Source organism: Komagataeibacter oboediens (genome assembly GCF_003207815.1).
Taxonomy (GTDB): Bacteria; Pseudomonadota; Alphaproteobacteria; order Acetobacterales; family Acetobacteraceae; genus Komagataeibacter; species Komagataeibacter oboediens.
Window position 1 is genome coordinate 1 of record NZ_NKTX01000187.1, and the last position, 1,408, is coordinate 1,408.

General features: G+C 42.6%; 2 protein-coding genes. Both read left to right on the forward strand.

Features of this window, described 5'->3' with window-relative positions:
- The first annotated feature begins 177 nt into the window (after nt 1-177).
- Complete coding sequence (locus tag CFR80_RS18160) at nt 178-486, forward strand: LysM peptidoglycan-binding domain-containing protein (protein WP_157132997.1); 309 nt, start codon at nt 178-180, stop codon at nt 484-486.
- A 67-nt stretch (nt 487-553) separates the two neighbouring features.
- Complete coding sequence (locus CFR80_RS18165; protein ID WP_232276101.1) at nt 554-940, forward strand: lysozyme inhibitor LprI family protein; 387 nt, start codon at nt 554-556, stop codon at nt 938-940.
- The last annotated feature ends 468 nt before the right edge of the window (nt 941-1,408 follow it).

The following is a 1,408-nucleotide window of genomic DNA, read 5'->3' on the forward strand; positions in this document are numbered from 1 at the left end:
GGCCTTGAACCGGGCCGAGAAAGAATGGATCATGCCCCCAAGGGAATGGTCCATGGCAAAGGCCCAGTTCGCCATTCTCTTCGGTGACCGCTTCGCCCGTGCCACCGTCTGATCAATAACGTGAACAACGCCTCTTACACGAAATTCCTGACAGTCCCGAGGATGGCAAACTTCCGGATGGATACCGTTGTCGATCCTAATGCCAAGATCGAGAAAGTTACGGTTACGGCGTCGAACAACAATCTGTGGCATATCGCAAGGAATACAGGCACAACAGTTAAAAACCTGCAAAGCCTTAATCCGGGTATTACGCCAGCCCAGCTTAAACCAGGAATGGAACTGAAATATCAGAAAGCATCTGAGCAACGGGTGATTTTTGGATGGAAAACTATTTCCGCATCCACGGTGGCAGATTTGTATAATCATGCTAACATTTATGATTATACAAGGAAACTGAATTATGTATTCCCTCGTGTCGGTCGATAACAAATTTTTAATGCGCCGAAAGATAATTTCTTGTTTTTGTCTAATTCTCTGTATTCCAATGACAGCTATGGCAGAGACCAAGTCTATAGTCCCGACAGAAGATGAATTATATGAAGAATGTAGTGAATTTTCGATGGCAGGAATACATGAATGCCTACAAAAAAAACGTGATGAAAGTCAAAAAGCGTTAACACAAGCTGAATCCCATGTGAATACCATGCTGTCCCGATGGGATGTGGAAGACCAATATATTGCTCAGGCAAAAAGTCATTTTGCAATAGATAATCAGGAATTTATTAATTATCGTGAGGCGCACTGTCTCTTTGTAAAATCTTTGGGTGCTAGTGGAATTGGTAATGCATTGGAAATAAGAGAATATGCGTGTATTGCCGAATTGAATTATAGGAGAATTGCACAATTGCGGGAAGCTGTTTCTCAGTTTCGGCTTAAATAACTCGCCTCTTTGGTGAAAATAAGATCCCCTTTCATGTTTTCTGCTACTGCTGAGAGAAAGGCGAAAATCGCCAGACGGAGTAAGGGAACTGGTTTGTCATTTAAGATTATGCTGTGACGGTGAGTATGCGAAGTGGTGGCAGTATCTAACGCAGGAATCGAGCCTCAAATAGCTTACTCACTATCCCGATAGTCTCTGAAATCTCAAAAATTTTTTCCCTTTAATTTCTGTTGGAAACCAAAAGTGTAGCATTTTGGCAGGATTGTTAACGGCTCCGTGCGCTTTTTCTAAAAAACTCCATATTTAAATCAATAGGTTAGAGATTTTTTGAATGATTGAGTGGGAGTGAGTGGACGTTATTTTTTCTAAGAGCCCGATCCGAAAGTTTTTCAAGCTTGACAATGCCTTGCTGTCCGTCGTGTGAGCATGCGGATCGAGGCGATCAATGTCCATGCGGTTGAGGACGCA